The sequence below is a fragment of the Microbacterium neungamense genome, assembly GCF_024971095.1.
In the GTDB taxonomy this organism is placed as follows: domain Bacteria; phylum Actinomycetota; class Actinomycetes; order Actinomycetales; family Microbacteriaceae; genus Microbacterium; species Microbacterium neungamense.
Window position 1 is genome coordinate 734,790 of record NZ_CP069717.1, and the last position, 15,233, is coordinate 750,022.

Consider the following 15,233-nt stretch of genomic DNA (forward strand, 5'->3'; position numbering starts at 1 on the left):
ACAGTGAAGCGAAACAGGATCACCCTGGCGGGACTCGCGCTGATCGCGGCGAGCGCCCTGGCTCTCTCCGGCTGCGCAGGAGGCGGCGACAACCCCGATGCCGGTGACGACGGCGGATCCGGTGCCGACAGCACCGCGATCATCAAGGTCAACGGCTCGGAGCCGCAGAACCCGCTCATCCCGACCAACACCAACGAGGTCGGCGGTGGCAAGATCCTCGACGCGATCTTCGCCGGCCTGATCGGCTACGCGGCCGACGGCTCGGTGTTCAACGACGTCGCGGAGGAGATCGTCGTCGACGACCCGCAGCACCTGACCGTGAAGCTCCGCAAGGGCCTCACCTTCACCAACGGCGAGGAAGTCACCGCCGACAACTTCATCAAGGCGTGGAACTACGGCGCGCTCGCCTCCAACGAGCAGCTCTCCAGCTACTTCTTCGAGGACATCGAGGGCTTCAGCTACGACGCCGACTCCGAGCTCACCGGCCTGGAGCAGGTCGACGACCACACCTTCACCATCACGCTGAACAAGCCGGCCTCCGACTTCGCCCAGCGGCTCGGCTACTCCGCCTACTACCCGCTCCCGGATGTGGCCTTCGAAGACATGGAGGCCTTCGGCGAGAACCCGATCGGCAACGGCCCGTACATGCTCGACGGCGAAGGCGCGTGGCAGCACGACGTCGGCATCAACCTGGTCGTGAACCCCGACTACGACGGCCCGCGCAAGCCGGTCAACGGCGGGCTGGACATCGTGTTCTACGCCACTCAGGACGCGGCGTACTCCGACCTGCTGGCGAACGAGCTCGACGTGCTGGACGCGGTTCCGGACTCCGCATACGAGACCTACGAGTCCGACCTCGGCGACCGCGCGGTGAACCAGCCGGCCGCGGTGTTCCAGTCCTTCACGATCCCCGAGCGGCTGCCGCACTTCAGCGGTGAGGAGGGCAAGCTGCGGCGCCAGGCGATCTCGATGTCGATCAACCGCGAGGAGATCACCGACGTCATCTTCCAGGGCACGCGCACCCCGGCCAGCGACTTCACCTCCCCGGTGATCGACGGCTGGACCGACGAGCTCGAGGGCGCCGAGGTGCTGGGGTACGACCCGGAGAAGGCGAAGGAGCTGTGGGCGCAGGCCGACGCGATCAGCCCGTGGAGCGGTGAGTTCCAGATCGCCTACAACGCGGACGGCGGGCACCAGGCGTGGGTCGACGCGACGGTCAACTCGATCAAGAACACTCTCGGCATCGAGGCATCCGGTGCGCCCTACCCGACCTTCGCCGAGCTGCGCAGCAAGGTCACCGACCGCACGATCCAGACGGCGTTCCGCACCGGCTGGCAGGCCGACTACCCTGGTCTGTACAACTTCCTCGGCCCGCTCTACGCCACCAACGCCGGCTCGAACGACGGCGACTACTCGAACCCGGAGTTCGACAAGCTGATCGCCGAGGGCATCTCGGAGACCGACCCGGACAAGGCGAACGAGCTGTTCCAGCAGGCGCAGGAGATCCTGCTGCAGGACCTGCCGGCGCTGCCGCTGTGGTACTCGAACGTCGTCGGCGGCTACGCCGAGACGGTCAGCAACGTCGAGTTCGGATGGAACTCGGTCCCGCTGTTCGAGAAGATCGAGAAGAAGGCGGAGTAACCCTTCGCGACGAGGCGGTGGAGTCGTGCTCCACCGCCTCGTTCTCTCTGCCCCCGCGGCGCGCGCTGCGCGCTCGTACCCGAAGGGAGGTCGAGGGTGGCCTTCTACATCCTCAGACGCATCCTGCAGGCGGTTCCGGTGTTCTTCGGAGCGACCCTGCTGATCTACTTCATGGTCTTCCAGATGCCGGGCGACCCGATCGCTGCGCTGTTCGGCGACCGGCCCCCGAACGAGGCGCTGCTGCAGCGGCTGCGCGCCGAGTACCACCTGGACGAGCCGTTCCTGGTGCAGTACTTCTACTACATCGCCGGCATCTTCCAGCTGGACTTCGGCACCAGCTTCTCCGGGCAGCCGGTCATCGACGTCCTCGCCCGCACGTTCCCGGTGACGCTGCGGCTGGCGGTGATGGCGGTCGCGATCGCGTTCGTGCTGGCGATCGTGATCGGCCTGTTCTCGGCGCTCGACAAGGGCGGTGTGTTCGACAACGCCATGCTCGTGCTCGCGCTGATCTTCATCGCGGTGCCGATCTTCGTGCTCGCGTTCCTCGCCCAGTACTTCCTGGCAGTGCAGTTGGGCTGGTTCCGGCCGACCGTCGGGGCCCGCAACGACTGGGGGGACCTCTGGCTGCCGGCCATCGTCCTCGGCGTGAGCGTGTACGCCACCAGCATGCGGCTCACCCGCGCGTCGACGATCGACACCCTGAACCAGGACTGGGTGCGCACGGCGTACAGCAAGGGCCTGCCGCGGCGCCGAGTGCTCCCGGTGCACGTACTGCGCAACTCGCTGATCCCGATGGTCACCGACCTCGGCACCGTGTTCGGCATCCTCATGGTCGGCGCCACGGTGACCGAGGGCATCTTCAACGTGCCGGGCGTCGGCAACACGCTGTACGAGGCGATCATCCGCGGCGAGAACCCCACCGTGGTGTCGTTCGTCACCGTGTTCGTCGTCGTCTACGTCTTCGTCAACATCATCGTGGACCTGCTCTACGGCCTGCTCGACCCGAGGATCCGCTATGTCTCGTCTTGACCAGCAGCAGCGGGAGCACTACGTCGCTCCCGTCGACACGACCGCGGTGCCGGTCGACGTCGTCCGCATCGACCCGAAGCCGAGCAACCTCTGGCTGGACGCGTGGCGCGACCTGCGCAGCCGTCCGCTGTTCTGGATCTCGGTCGCGTTCGCCGTGCTGATCATCGTCGTCGCCCTCTTCCCGTGGCTGTTCACCCAGGTGCCGCCGAACAACGGATGCCAGCTGTCGAACAGCAACGGCGGGCCTCAGTCCGGGCATCCGCTCGGCTTCACCCGTCAGGGGTGCGACGTGTACTCCCGGGTGATCTGGGGCACCCGCACCTCGGTCGTCGTGGGCGTGCTGGCCACGCTGATCAGCACCGTGATCGGCGTCGTCATGGGCGCGCTCGCGGGGTTCTACGGCGGCTGGCTCGACTCGCTGCTCTCGCGCGTCGGCGACATCTTCTTCACGATCCCGTACATCATCGCCGGCGTGGTGGTGATGTCGGTGATGCCGGTGCGCAACGAGTTCGTGCTCGCCTTCGCGATCGGCGGGTTCTCGTGGGCCGCCACCGCGCGGGTCATGCGGGCCGAGGTGCTGCGGGTGAAGCAGGCCGACTTCGTGATGGGGGCGGAGGCCGTGGGCATGTCCCGGTTCAAGACCCTGCTGTATCACGTGCTGCCCAACGCCATGGCGCCGGTGATCGTCGTCGCGACCCTGAGCCTCGGCGCCGCCATCGTGGCGGAGTCGGTGCTGTCGTTCCTGGGCGTCGGGCTCGGCGGCAGCACGATGTCGTGGGGCAATGACATCAGTCAGGCCCAGACCAGCATCCGCACCGCCCCGATGGCGCTGTTCTGGCCGTCGCTGGCGCTGACGATCACGGTGCTGGCGTTCATCACCCTCGGCGAGCTGCTCCGCGACGCCGTCGACCCGAAGGCGAGGGCACAGCGATGACCGAACCGCTTCTCAGCGTGCAGGATCTGCGCGTCGCGTTCCGCAGCGGCAAGGCGAGCCGCGAGGTGCTGCACGGGGTCAGCTTCGACCTCTTCCCGGGCGAGACCCTCGCCATCGTCGGGGAGTCCGGATCCGGGAAATCCACCACGGCGTCCGCGATCATCCGGCTCCTGCCGGGGACGGGTCACGTCACCGGCGGGCGCATCATGCTCGACGGCCGCGACCTGACTGCGGCCAGCCGCACCGAGATGGAGCACGTCCGCGGGCGCGAGATCGGCTACGTGCCCCAGGATCCGATGTCGAACCTGAACCCGGTGTGGTCGATCGGCTTCCAGGTCAAGGAGGCGGTGCGCGCCAACGGGCTCGCGCAGGGACGGCAGCAGGTGCACGACCGCGCGGTCGAGGTGCTCATGCAGGCGGGGCTGAAGGACGCCGCGAAGCGGATGCACCAGTTCCCGCACCAGTTCTCCGGCGGGATGCGGCAGCGCGCCCTGATCGGGATCGGGCTGGCGGCGGACCCGAAGCTGCTCATCGCCGACGAGCCGACCAGCGCGCTCGACGTCACGGTGCAGCGGGTGATCCTGGATCACCTCGCCACGCTGACCAGCGAACGCGGCACCTCGGTGCTGCTGATCACGCACGACCTGGGCCTGGCCGGCGAGCGCGCCGACCGGATCATCGTGATGAACCAGGGCGAGATCGTCGAGGCCGGCCCGAGCGCGGAGATCCTCTCGAACCCGCAGCATCCGTACACCCAGCGTCTCGTCGCCGCCGCGCCCAGCCTCGCCTCGCAGCGCATCGGAGCGATGGCGCAGGGGCTCGAGCCGCCGGCGGACGAGGCCCCGGCCGTGGTCGAGGTGCGCGAGCTCACCAAGGAGTACTCCATCCGCACCGGCGGGCTGCGGCACGAGCGGTTCCGGGCGGTGGACGGCGTGTCGTTCTCCATCCCCCGCGGGAAGACGCTCGCGCTGGTGGGGGAGTCCGGGTCGGGCAAGTCCACGGTGGCGAAGATGCTGCTGCAGTTGGAGAAGCCGACCAGCGGCGAGATCCTCATCGACGGGCATGAGACGAGCACGATGTCGCGCGCCGACGTCTTCCGGCTGCGGCGCCGGATGCAGCCGGTCTTCCAGGACCCGTACGGCTCGCTCGATCCGCTGCGCAGCATCGGCAGCCTCATCTCCGAGCCGCTGCACGTGCACGGCATCGGGACGCGCGAGGAGCAGCACCGGCGGGCGCTGGAGTTGCTGGACCAGGTGGCGCTGCCGCGGGAGCTGGCCTGGCGGTATCCGAACGAGCTGTCCGGCGGACAGCGGCAGCGGGTCGCCATCGCCCGCGCCCTGGCGCTCAAGCCCGACATCGTCGTGCTCGACGAGGCGGTGTCGGCCCTGGACGTGCTGGTGCAGGACCAGATCCTGCGTCTGCTGTCCGACCTGCAGCGCGAGCTCGGCCTGACCTACCTCTTCATCACGCACGACCTCGCCGTCGTGCGCGTCGCCGCAGACCTCGTCTGCGTCATGGAGAAGGGCCGCATCGTCGAGCAGGGCACCGTGGACGCGATCTTCGCGGACCCGCAGGAGGAGTACACGCGTCGCCTGCTCGACGCCATCCCGGGGGCGACGCTGCCCCTGGGACGCCCGGCGCTGTGACCGGAGGACGATCGGTGATCGACCGGCCCGCCCCCGGCACCGCCGCCCCGTTCCGCAATCGGGGCGGGGTGGCGCTGCTGGTGATCGGCGCGGTGCTCGCGGCCCTGCTGCTGGCTGACGCGGTGGTCCGCGCCGGGGTGGGCACGGCGCTGCTGCTCGTCCCGTGGCTGCTGCTCGTGCTGTGGGGACTGCATGTGGCCGGCGTGGCATCGGGCATCCGTCCGGGCGCGGACGGGGTGCTGGTGCAGAACCTGCTGCGGCGTACCTTCGTCCCCTGGTCGAGGGTGTGCCGGATCGGCATGCGCTGGCAGGTCGAGATCGAGCTCGACGACGGCTCCACCCTCACCTGCTTCGGCGGTCCGGTGCGCAGCCGGCCGCAGCGGCTGGGCCCGGGGCGCCGGCCGGAGGACACCACGGGAGCGGCGGAGGACGCGGTGGCCATGCTGCGTCGGATGAAGGCGGATGCCGCAGGGACGACGCCTGCGGATGCCGCGGGGACGACGCCTGCGGATGCCGCGGGGACGACGCCTGCGGATGCCGCGGGGACGACGGCCGGGGGGACGACGGACGCGGATGCGCCGATCCGGCGCGGCTGGGACGTGCCCGCGCTGGTCGCGCTCGCCGTCATCGTGGCGTGGGCGGTGGTCGCGGTGCTGCTGACGCGGTGAGTCGCCGGGGAGGTGAGTGTCGCGAAGCCGGCGAGCGTCGCGGAGCCGGTTCACAGGTGCGGATGCTTGGCTGATCGCATGCTTTGCCCCGCAGATGGATCCACGCTGGTGATGAGCGAACGCAGCGGCATCGAGATCGACTACTGCCCGCAGTGCCGTGGCGTGTGGCTCGACCGCGGTGAGCTCGACAAGATCATCGACCGCTCCGTCTCAGCGCCGCAGCCGGCGGCGTACCGGCCGGAGCCGGGCCCGGCCGCGCCGTCGGGCTATGAGCCGCCGCGCTACGACGAGCCGCGATACGACCAGCGCCGCTACGACGAGCCGCGCTACGACGACCGCCGCTACGACGACCGCGGCCACCGCCCGCACAAGCGCAAGCGCGAGAGCTGGCTCAGCGAGCTGTTCGACTGATCCGCGACGGCGGTACGGCCGGCCGCCGAGTACCGCCGCTCTCCGAACGCGTCAGCCGGGCAGCCCGAACAGCTCGGGCCAGGTGTCTGCCGCCCACGGGTAGCCGACGAACGCGACCGCGTCGATGACGAAATGCGCCACCAGGAACGGCAGCAGCCGGCCGGTGCGCGCGAACAGCCAGCCGAACAGCAGCCCCATCGCCAGGTTCCCCGCGAACGCCCCCGGCCCCTGGTACAGGTGGTACGTCGCCCGCAGCACGGCCGTGGCCAGGACGATCGGCCACGGTCCCCAGCCCAGGGTGCGCAGCCGGGAGAACAGGTAGCCCAGCAGGACGACCTCCTCGATGATCGAGGCGCGCGCCGCGGACAGCAGCAGCACCGGCACGGTCCACCAGTGCGCGTCCAGCCCGGACGGGTCGATCGCGACGAACAGGCCCAGCGCGCGGCCGGCCAGGTACACGCCGAGTCCGGGGACGCCGATCGCGATCACCAGCAGGAGTCCGGCGCCGAGGTCCCGGCCGGCGCGGTCGCCGTCCAGGCCGAGCGCCCCCAGCCGCGGGCGGGCGGGCCGCCAGAGCAGGAAGCAGACCAACAGCACGGGCACGATCGAGAACCCGATCGAGAGCAGCTGGTAGACGAGGTCGAACACCTCGCGGTCGCTGCGCGAGGGGTTCAGCGTCGCGGTCTGTTCGGCCAGCGGCGTGGCATCCGTGAGCCGGTAGGCGAGCTGCACCACGGCGTACACCGCCGACTGCCCGAGCCCGAGCGCCAGCACGATCGCGATCTCCCACCACAGCCGGGATCGCGACGGAAGCTGCTGCACAGCCCCGATGCTAACCCGTTTCCCCCTCGGGGGTTTGGGGCGGGATCTCGCGTTCGGGGCGGGGGAGACCCGCCCCGAACGCGAAAATCCGCCCCAAACCCGGGGGAGGGAGCGCGCGGGGGACGTACGTTATCCTGGAACGTCGGCATCCCGGCGCATCCCACACCTTCTTAGGACACATCTGCATGGCGCACGCCCTCCGCCCCGACCTCCGAAACGTCGCGATCGTCGCGCACGTCGACCACGGCAAGACGACGCTCGTCGACGCGATGCTGCGGCAGACCGGCTCCTTCGGCGAGCACGCGCACGTCGAAGAGCGCGCGATGGACTCGAACGACCTCGAGCGCGAGAAGGGCATCACGATCCTCGCCAAGAACACGGCGATCACCTACAACGGCCCGCACACCGACGTCCCGGTGACCATCAACGTGGTGGACACCCCCGGTCACGCCGACTTCGGCGGCGAGGTCGAGCGCGCGCTGTCCATGGTGGACGGCGTCGTGCTCCTCGTCGACGCGAGCGAAGGCCCGCTGCCGCAGACCCGGTTCGTGCTGCGCAAGGCGCTCGAGGCCAAGCTGCCGGTGATCCTGCTCGTCAACAAGACCGACCGTCCGGATGCCCGGATCGCCGAGGTCGAGGAGGAGGCGCACGACCTGCTGCTCGGGCTCGCGTCCGACCTCGTCGACGACGTGCCCGACCTCGACGTCGACGCCCTTCTGGACGTCCCGGTCGTCTACGCGTCCGGCCGCGCCGGCGCGGCATCCGCCAATCGCCCCGCGAACGGCGAGCTGCCCGACAACGACGACCTCGAGCCGCTGTTCGAGGCGATCCTGAAGCACGTGCCGGCGCCGTCGTACGACGACGAGGCGCCGCTGCAGGCGTGGGTCACCAACCTCGACTCCTCGCCGTTCCTCGGCCGCCTCGCGCTGCTGCGCATCTTCAACGGCACCCTGAAGAAGGGGCAGACCGTCGCGTGGGTCCGCCACGACGGGTCCACGAGCACCGCCCGCATCACCGAGCTGCTGATGACCAGGGCGCTGGAGCGGTATCCCGCCGAATCCGCCGGCCCCGGCGACATCGTCGCGATCGCCGGTTTCCCGGACATCACGATCGGCGAGACCATCGCCGACCCCGAGGACATCCGGCCGCTGCCCGCCATCACGGTCGACGACCCGGCGATCTCGATGACCATCGGCACGAACACCTCGCCGCTGGCCGGCAAGGTGAAGGGGCACAAGCTCACCGCCCGCATGGTCAAGGACCGCCTGGACCGCGAGCTGATCGGCAACGTGTCGCTCAAGGTGGTCGACATCGGCCGTCCGGATGCCTGGGAGGTGCAGGGCCGCGGCGAGCTCGCCCTGGCCATCCTGGTCGAGAACATGCGCCGTGAGGGCTTCGAGCTCACCGTCGGCAAGCCGCAGGTCGTCACCCGCAAGGGCGAGGACGGCAAGGTGAAGGAGCCGTACGAGCACCTCACGATCGACGCCCCGGAGGAGTACCTCGGCGCGATCACCCAGCTGCTCGCCGCGCGCAAGGGTCGCATGGAGAGCATGACCAACCACGGCACCGGCTGGGTTCGCATGGAGTTCATCGTGCCGTCGCGCGGCCTGATCGGCTTCCGCACCGAGTTCATGTCGGCCACCCGCGGCACCGGCATCGCGAACGCGATCGCGCACGGCTACGACGACTGGGCCGGGCAGATCGTGGCGCGGGCATCCGGGTCCATCGTGGCAGACCGGGCCGGCGTCGCCACCCCGTTCGCGATGATGGCGCTGCAGGAGCGGATGAGCTTCTTCGTGCAGCCCACCGAAGAGGTGTACGAGGGCATGGTCGTCGGCGAGAACACCCGCGCCGACGACATGGACGTGAACATCACCAAGGAGAAGAAGCTCACCAACATGCGCTCCTCCACGGCCGACGAGCTCGAGAAGCTCACCCCGCCGCGGCAGCTGTCGTTGGAGGAGTGCCTCGAGTTCGCGCGCGACGACGAATGCGTCGAGGTGACGCCGGAGAAGGTGCGCATCCGCAAGGTGATCCTGGACCAGACGCTGCGCGCCCGGGAGGCCGCCCGCCAGAAGCGCCAGGACGCCAACGCCTGACCCCCGGGCTCGCGCGTCGACGTTCCGGTTCCCCCGGCGATGGAGGAGCGGCGGGGGGTGAGCGCCGGACGGGGGAGCGGCGGAGGAGCGGCGCGGAGCGGCGGGGCGCGGCGGGGCGGGGCGCGGCGGGGCGCGGCGTTGCAGGCATTCACGGGGAACGTTGACGGGATGCCCAGGCGATGCGCCTGATCCGTCCAGATCCGTCGTGAAGGCTGGAGGCTGCGCCCGGGCGAGCGGTCCCCGATGGATCGCCCTGCACGTCGTTCCGCACGGCAGGACCGGGCCGACGACGACCCGGAAGTCGAATCCTCCATGCCCGAAACCCAGAACACCCGTGCGTCCCGGCGCGCCGCCGCGGCATCCGCCGACGCCACTTCGAACCTCGACACCACTCCGAACCTCGACATCCCCTCCAGTGCCGATCGCTCCCGCCGCACCCATCGCCGTCTCGCCGGGATCGGCGCCGCCGCGGCTGTCGGCATCGCCCTGACCGCCGGCCTGGTGCAGGCGCCGTCCGCCATCGCCGCCCTCACCTCCGCGCCCTCTGAGGCGCAGCTGCGCAAGGGCGCGGCCGTCGCCCAGGACGCCGGCATCGTCCTCACCAACGCGCAGGCTCTCAACAACGTCGTCGTGGCATCCGGCCTCGACGTGCCGGCCGCGCCGGTCGACCTCGCCGAGCTCACCGGCGACGTCAAGGCGCTGCAGTCGGACGACCTCACCGCCGACCGGCTCACCGCCCTGACCGCGAGCGCCGCGAAGGAGACCGACGAGGTCCTCGCGGACACCGAGACCCTCCAGAACGCGCTCACCCAGGCGCGCGAGGCCGAGGCGCAGCGCATCGCGGCCGAGGAGGCGGCCCGGATCGAGGCGGAGCGCGCCGCGGCGGAGGCGGCGGCGCTCGCGTCCGCGAACACCGTCGAGGGCGCCAAGGCCACCGCGCGCGAGATGGCCGCCTCGCAGTACGGCTGGGGGGAGGGCGAGTTCTCCTGCCTCGAGTCGCTGTGGAACAAGGAGTCCGGCTGGAACTACCAGGCCTACAACGACTCCAGCGGCGCGACCGGCATCCCGCAGGCCCTCCCCGGCAGCAAGATGGCCTCGGCCGGCGCGGATTGGCAGACGAACGCCGCCACCCAGATCGCCTGGGGCCTCGGCTACATCGACGCCGTGTACGGCAGCCCGTGCGCGGCGTGGGGCCACTCGCAGGCCACGAACTGGTACTGAGCACGCGGCGGCGCCGTGAGGCGCGCCGCGTCGGGTGCCGGGAAGGCGCCCGGATGCCGTGCGACGCCCGGTCCGGATGCCGGGAAGGCCCACGGATGCCGGGAAGGCACACTCGCTCTCGCCAGCGGGCCGGGCCTTCCCGGCATCCGGTGTCTCAGCGCAGCTCGGACAGCAGCACCGCGCTCGTCCCGGGCTCCAGCGCCTCGAACACGTGCGCGGCGTCGCCCGGATAGGACATGTAGTCGCCCGGATGCAGGACCTCGGGGGCCTCGGCGGGACCCAGCCGCGCCGAGCCGCTGAGGAGCACCACGTGCTCGGTGGTGCCGCGATGGTGGGGGAGCGATCGCCGCGCCTCGCCGGGCTCCGCCTGGATGATGTAGATGTCCCGCCGCGCTCCGGGAGGGCAGGCCGACAGCAGGGTCGCCACGTACGGGGCGGCGGCCGACGGGATGCCGGCGTGCTCGTCCGCCCGGATCAGCCGTGACGGACTCGACTGCTCCTCCACGAGCGTCGCGAACGGCACGCCGAGCGCGTCGCCGAGGGCCCACAGCGTCTCCACGCTGGGATTGCCCGATCCGCTCTCAGCTGCGACACCGTCGCTTTGGAGACGCCGGCGCGCCGGGCGAGCTCGGACACGGAGATCCCGTGCGCCTCGCGCTCGCGGCGCAGCGACCGGGCGATGCGTGCGCGAAGGTCTGCCATCCGTCCCTCACCTTCGTTCGACTTGACGGCGGTCCGCCAGGTGTTCATGATACCGGTGTAAGTGCATTATCCGGGTGAGAACTATCCCGAGGCTTCCGAGCGACTGACGCGCTCTGGCGGCTCGCCAACATGCAGGGTTGTGACATGCGGCGGTCGCGCGTCAGATGGCCGCAGGCGGTTCCGGTGGAGGTATTCTCAGGTCTATACGCGGAGAGCCTCGAGCACGTCGGTGACTGTGTCCGCCGGCGGGTGATCTGCACGGAGATCGAACTCTGCAACAGCCGTCCGACGTGCGTCGTAGGCCTCGATCTTCGCGATCGTTCCTTCACGCCAGATCCGGGTGAACACGACTGTGGGATTCATGACGGCTCCTTCGGGGGCGAGGAGCCCGAAGTTGTATAGAGTCTCTGCCCACCAGTAGTTCGCTGTCTGCTCCGGGGGCTCCCACTCCGCGGCCTGGTTGGCGGTGATCTTGCGACCTAGTGCCTTGGAAGCTGCGGACGCGATCACGTTCCGATCTGCTGAGGCCGGAGTGGTGAATACCTCACCGCCGATGAGGGTGAACTCGAGCGTGTCCGGGCCGAGCAGGATCTGCCGGATGAGACCATCGTGCGGGCGGAGGTTCTCCAAGGTGGAAGCTTCCCGGATGGCGTCGCGCCAGAGCGCGGCGTCAGCGGGGTCTCGGTCTGTCCTGGTCATTGGTTCAGCGCGTTCTTCACGAAATCGGGGCATTTGCCGTCGATGCCCTCGCAGTAGGCGGTCACCACTCCGTACTTGTCACCCTGATATGAACGGAAATCCACGATGGTGCGCACCCAGACCGTACGAACGACCTTGCAGTTGTTCCCCCAGAAGTCGCACTTGACCTCGTTGGCGGCCAGTCGGTAGCGCCATGATGTGCCGCCGTCGGGGGTTCGTGTTGTAGCTTTCTGGGTGACTACGCGTGGTGTGCGGTATGTCAGGTTGTGCTTGTTGAGGATCTTGTCGTACGGCTGGGACCGCAGCACAACTTGCCGACCACCGAAGTCATTCCACCGGAAGAGTACGTTGTTGGTCGCGGCTGCTCGCGCGGTGGGCGCGGGCTCAGCCTGAACTGTCGGCGCGCTTGAGGCTGTACCGGGGGTCACCTCGATCCCGAGCTGAGCGAGCTCTTCGTCTGAAACAATCGAGCCGACACCGTCTCCGACGTCACCGAGAACCGAGAATATGACGCCCTCATCAGTTTCGGCGGTCGGGTTAGCCGACGTATCGAACCCGGATGCGGTCGCAGGGGTAGCGGTCGCTAAGGTGAATGCTGCAGCGATCGCGAAGAAGGAGAGCACAGTCCTGCTGGTGGCCTTCGTCAGATGCATTGACAATGCTACCTTCCACGAGTTGAAGTCGATTCTGCCATCGGGCGACAGCAGAAGAACTCTCTGATTAGGGTATCACTAGGCCGTGTTGCTAAATCCATTGCAAGGCGGCGGAGAGGCAGAGCCCTGCCGCGTATGACCGGGCGGTCTTGTCGTAGCGGGAAGCGAGTCCGCGCCACTGCTTCACGAAGTTGAAGCACCGCTCGACGACGTTGCGGCCCTTGTAGCGCTCCCGTTGCTCATCGCCGAAGTCGATCGGACGGCCCGGCCGCTTGCGGCGGTGCGCGATCTGGTCGTCGCGTTCGGGGATCGTGGCCTTGACGCCGCGCTCGCGCAGCCAGGCCCGGTTCTTCTTCGACGGGTAGCCCTTGTCCGCGAGCACCCGGTCCGGTCTCGTGCGCGCGGGCCCTCGGCCGGGGATGTGGATCTCGTCGAGTACGCAGGTGAACATGCTCGTGTCTGCGACCTGCCCGCCGGTGAGGACGAACGCCAGCGCCCGGGCCTTCCCGTCGCAGACGAGATGGATCTTCGTCGTCAAACCACCCCGTGACCGGCCGATCGCGTGGTCAGGAGGCTCTGGCCCGGACTTCTTGTAGTTCGACGGATCCCCCTGTGACCCGGGGCAAGGTCGCGCCATGCTGATGGACACGCGCGATCGAGGAATCCACCGACACGACCCAGTCGATCTCACCCTGAAGCGACGCCCGCTTCTGCACGTGGGTGAGCAGGTCCTCCCAGACGCCGTCGCTCGCCCACCGGCGGAAGTTCTTGTAGATCGTGTTCCAGCTCCCGAACCGGTCGGGCAGGTCTCGCCACGCCGATCCCGTGCGGAACCGCCACGCGGTCGCCTCGACCACCGTGCGCCGATCCACCGGAGGACGGCCCCGTGTCCTCACCGGCGGGAACACGTCCCGGATCAGCTCCCAGACCTCGTCCGTGATGACATCTCGCGACACGCCTCAAGAATCACCCAAAGGCCCCGAACCAGCATTTAGCAACACGGCCTAAGTAAGTGAGCCCGTCGAGGGAGCGGGCGGGGAAGCCTGACGTCGGCCTGAGCTTGAAGAGCAGCCCCATCGAGAGCGCAGTGGCTGGCCACGCCAGAGCATATGTACAGTTGACCGTTCATGTGAACCGCCGCAGGTTCACTGCCGCTGTCGCGCGGGGAGGGAACTGTCAGTTCAGCGGTGGTGGCCTATCGACTGCTGTTTTCTCGCAGCGCCGGGTAGTCGCCGCGGGTGCTACCTGAGAGGCGGGCGTAGTTCTCGAAGGTGGCGACGCTGAAATCGAGTATGTCTGCGAGGACTTTGGCGGGGACGGCTCCGGCGAGCCGGAACCGGGCGGCGTTCTGTAGCGCGGAGATGCTGGTGCCGACAGGGCGCAGGCGTAGTGAAAGGTATTGCGGGTCGAGAGGCTGCCCAGGGAGACGGCCAGGGAACAGCCATGCGTCATCGTCTGCGTCGGGTCGGAGGTCGAGTTGCTCCCGGGCGAGCAGGGTGATCGGCGCGGGCAACGTGAGCGGACGGTCTCCGATGCGGAGGTCGAGGCCGTCGTTCTCGTCGCGGAGCTGGCGGCGATGCAGCGCGAGCGTCTTGGTTGCGGGCAGTCCGTAGACCGCGATCAGCAGCGCCGCAAGGCGCGCATCGAGCGCGATACCGCGATCCGTGGCGAGGGTGCGGATGACGTTTTCAAGGTGTGCCTCGGACGTGCTGATCGCGGGTTCTCGGCGCGGAAGCGTGGAGATGTCGAGGTCGGGTGTGATGTCGCGTTCGGCGGCCCAGGTGAGGAACTGTGGGAGCCATCGTCGTGCGGTGTGGAGGGTGATGAACTCCTCGATCTGTGCCTGAGTGAGAGCGCGCAGGGGGGTCTGTTGTTCCTCAGCCCAGGTGAGGAAGGTGACGAGGCCCCGCAGCGATGCTTTGACGTGCCGAGCTGCGCCGATAGCGATGTCGCCTTCGGCATCTCGGCTGGCTCGGCGTAGCAGCACCCATCGGGTGTAGGTGCGCAGCATCTGGTGGTGATCGGTGGCGGCTCCGCCGATGGTCTGCGTGGCCCAGGCCATCAGCTGCCGCGTGGCCGCCGCGTCGCGCGGTAGGGCACCGGCGTCGAGGAGGAGCGTGCGCAGGTAGATCAACGGCTTGCCCGGCCGCGGGGCGTCGAGGATCGACTCGACCGGCACCCGCCCAGAGGCGATGTCGCGGAGAACGTCGGTGCTCGGCCCCATGCGCAACCACTTGATGACCTGTGCTGGGCGAGGCTGGACGAGCAGGTAGTCGCGCAGTGCCCGCATCGGAGGAAGGAAGGCCCCGTCCGGGCCGGCGAGGATGTCGTTGCAGCGGTCGCTGAGAACGCACTTCCCGCAGAGGCGACCGTAGTTGTGTTCTTCGCTCCCGCAGCGGCGGCAGGCGTAGCGGGCGGGCTGCCCCGCGCATCCCGCGCAGCATGGGCGGTCGTCGTCACTGAGGAACGCGAGGATGCGTTTCTCGCCGCACCCGGGGCAAGGGGCGGCGTTGCGCAAGATGCGGTTGTGGCAGGCGAAGCAGTGCGGGCCGTGCAGGATGGTCGCGGCGATCTTCTTTTGTTGCCCGCACGAGACGCAACGCCGCAGTCGCCGGGGATAGCAGTTCAGGCAGACTCTTCTCCCGTCGATGCGCCCGACAGTGGTAACGATCTTCCCGCAGTTCTCGCACGCGAACGTCGGCACGGAA

The 15,233-nt window shown here is 69.1% G+C and carries 14 protein-coding genes and 1 pseudogene; 8 read left to right on the top strand and 7 right to left on the bottom strand.

Going from position 1 to position 15,233, the window contains the following annotated elements; genetic code table 11:
- Positions 1-3 precede the first annotated feature (3 nt).
- The 6 genes from JSY13_RS03470 (at position 4) to JSY13_RS03495 (ending at position 6,329) form a co-directional block, all read left to right on the top strand.
- Positions 4-1,641: a peptide ABC transporter substrate-binding protein gene (locus JSY13_RS03470; protein ID WP_259607653.1), complete on the top strand. Its 1,638-nt coding sequence runs from the start codon at positions 4-6 to the stop codon at positions 1,639-1,641.
- Positions 1,642-1,737: 96 nt separating this feature from the next.
- A complete protein-coding gene (locus JSY13_RS03475; RefSeq protein WP_259607654.1) occupies positions 1,738-2,670 on the top strand; it encodes an ABC transporter permease in 933 nt (310 codons plus the stop codon).
- The gene (locus JSY13_RS03480; protein ID WP_259607655.1) at positions 2,657-3,604 is read left to right on the top strand and encodes an ABC transporter permease; all 948 of its coding nucleotides are present in this window, start codon (positions 2,657-2,659) and stop codon (positions 3,602-3,604) included. The genes JSY13_RS03475 and JSY13_RS03480 overlap by 14 nt, the downstream gene beginning before the upstream one ends.
- Entirely contained in the window at positions 3,601-5,250 is a 1,650-nt protein-coding gene (locus tag JSY13_RS03485) for an ABC transporter ATP-binding protein (protein ID WP_259607656.1), read from the top strand. The genes JSY13_RS03480 and JSY13_RS03485 overlap by 4 nt, the downstream gene beginning before the upstream one ends.
- Before the next feature lie 14 nt (positions 5,251-5,264).
- Positions 5,265-5,918: a PH domain-containing protein gene (locus tag JSY13_RS03490; RefSeq protein WP_259607657.1), complete on the top strand. Its 654-nt coding sequence runs from the start codon at positions 5,265-5,267 to the stop codon at positions 5,916-5,918.
- A gap of 78 nt (positions 5,919-5,996) precedes the next feature.
- Positions 5,997-6,329, top strand: a complete 333-nt coding sequence (locus JSY13_RS03495) for a TFIIB-type zinc ribbon-containing protein (protein WP_259607658.1) — start codon at positions 5,997-5,999, stop codon at positions 6,327-6,329.
- 51 nt (positions 6,330-6,380) lie between these two features.
- Here the strand turns inward: JSY13_RS03495 and JSY13_RS03500 are convergent, their stop codons facing one another.
- Positions 6,381-7,160 (bottom strand): CPBP family intramembrane glutamic endopeptidase, encoded by a 780-nt coding sequence (locus tag JSY13_RS03500; RefSeq protein ID WP_259608117.1) that lies wholly within the window; start codon positions 7,158-7,160, stop codon positions 6,381-6,383.
- Between the two features lie 176 nt (positions 7,161-7,336).
- On the opposite strand from JSY13_RS03500, the gene typA reads away from it, so the two are divergent.
- Complete coding sequence (typA, locus tag JSY13_RS03505) at positions 7,337-9,250, top strand: translational GTPase TypA (RefSeq protein WP_259607659.1); 1,914 nt, start codon at positions 7,337-7,339, stop codon at positions 9,248-9,250.
- Between the two features lie 312 nt (positions 9,251-9,562).
- Positions 9,563-10,471, top strand: a complete 909-nt coding sequence (locus JSY13_RS03510; protein WP_259607660.1) for an aggregation-promoting factor C-terminal-like domain-containing protein — start codon at positions 9,563-9,565, stop codon at positions 10,469-10,471.
- Between the two features lie 154 nt (positions 10,472-10,625).
- Here JSY13_RS03510 and JSY13_RS03515 read toward each other — a convergent pair whose 3' ends face one another.
- The 6 genes and pseudogenes from JSY13_RS03515 to JSY13_RS03540 all read right to left on the bottom strand — a co-directional run bounded on the left by JSY13_RS03515 (position 10,626) and on the right by JSY13_RS03540 (position 15,229).
- Positions 10,626-11,030: a cupin domain-containing protein gene (locus JSY13_RS03515; protein ID WP_336297703.1), complete on the bottom strand. Its 405-nt coding sequence runs from the start codon at positions 11,028-11,030 to the stop codon at positions 10,626-10,628.
- On the bottom strand, positions 10,946-11,221 hold the full coding sequence (locus JSY13_RS12530) for a helix-turn-helix domain-containing protein (RefSeq protein WP_336297704.1): 276 nt from the start codon (positions 11,219-11,221) through the stop codon (positions 10,946-10,948). The genes JSY13_RS03515 and JSY13_RS12530 overlap by 85 nt, the downstream gene beginning before the upstream one ends.
- Positions 11,222-11,374: 153 nt before the next feature.
- Complete coding sequence (locus tag JSY13_RS03520) at positions 11,375-11,872, bottom strand: hypothetical protein (RefSeq protein WP_259607661.1); 498 nt, start codon at positions 11,870-11,872, stop codon at positions 11,375-11,377.
- Positions 11,869-12,525, bottom strand: coding sequence for a hypothetical protein (locus JSY13_RS03525; RefSeq protein WP_259607662.1), 657 nt, complete (start codon positions 12,523-12,525; stop codon positions 11,869-11,871). Before JSY13_RS03525 ends, JSY13_RS03520 begins: the two co-directional genes overlap by 4 nt.
- 91 nt (positions 12,526-12,616) lie before the next feature.
- Positions 12,617-13,481 (bottom strand): annotated as a pseudogene (locus JSY13_RS12645) (IS5 family transposase).
- Between the two features lie 239 nt (positions 13,482-13,720).
- Positions 13,721-15,229, bottom strand: a complete 1,509-nt coding sequence (locus tag JSY13_RS03540; RefSeq protein WP_259607663.1) for a hypothetical protein — start codon at positions 15,227-15,229, stop codon at positions 13,721-13,723.
- Between the last annotated feature and the right edge of the window lie 4 nt (positions 15,230-15,233).

Excerpts from the sequence above, each read along its gene's own strand:
- JSY13_RS03510 (WP_259607660.1), top strand. The coding sequence starts at position 9,563 with ATGCCCGAAACCCAGAACACCCGTGCGTCCCGGCGCGCCGCCGCGGCA.
- JSY13_RS12530 (WP_336297704.1), bottom strand. The coding sequence starts at position 11,221 with ATGAACACCTGGCGGACCGCCGTCAAGTCGAACGAAGGTGAGGGACGG.
- JSY13_RS03480 (WP_259607655.1), top strand. The coding sequence starts at position 2,657 with ATGTCTCGTCTTGACCAGCAGCAGCGGGAGCACTACGTCGCTCCCGTC.
- JSY13_RS03485 (WP_259607656.1), top strand. The coding sequence starts at position 3,601 with ATGACCGAACCGCTTCTCAGCGTGCAGGATCTGCGCGTCGCGTTCCGC.
- typA (WP_259607659.1), top strand. The coding sequence starts at position 7,337 with ATGGCGCACGCCCTCCGCCCCGACCTCCGAAACGTCGCGATCGTCGCG.
- JSY13_RS03495 (WP_259607658.1), top strand. The coding sequence starts at position 5,997 with ATGCTTTGCCCCGCAGATGGATCCACGCTGGTGATGAGCGAACGCAGC.
- JSY13_RS03520 (WP_259607661.1), bottom strand. The coding sequence starts at position 11,872 with ATGACCAGGACAGACCGAGACCCCGCTGACGCCGCGCTCTGGCGCGAC.
- JSY13_RS03525 (WP_259607662.1), bottom strand. The coding sequence starts at position 12,525 with ATGCATCTGACGAAGGCCACCAGCAGGACTGTGCTCTCCTTCTTCGCG.